1 pseudogene is annotated in these 306 nt (G+C 74.8%); it reads left to right on the forward strand.

The features are described from left to right. Window positions 1–21: 21 nt before the first annotated feature. Window positions 22–306, forward strand: a pseudogene (locus tag G3I40_RS40040) (amino acid kinase); the annotation flags it as partial.

The raw sequence follows: 306 nt of genomic DNA on the forward strand, positions 1-306 counted from the left end.
GCACGCCGGCTGGCGGCGCCCGTGGCCGCCTTGGTGCGGCGCGGACACCGGGTGCTGGTGACCCACGGGAACGGCCCGCAGGTCGGCTTCATCCAGCGGCGTGCCGATCTGGCCGCGGAACTCGCTCCGGAATTGCCCCTGTTGGGCCTGGACATGTGTGTCGCCGACTCGCAGGGCAGCCTCGGCTACATCCTGGCGCGCGGCCTTTCGGGGGCCCTGCCCGCGGAAGCCGCGCCGGTCGCGCTGCTCACGCACACCGTCGTGGACGCGCCGGACGCGGCCTTCGCGCGGCCCACGAAGCCGATC

Origin of the sequence: Streptomyces sp. SID14478 (genome assembly GCF_010548525.1) — a bacterium.
Classification (GTDB): Bacteria; Actinomycetota; Actinomycetes; order Streptomycetales; family Streptomycetaceae; genus Streptomyces.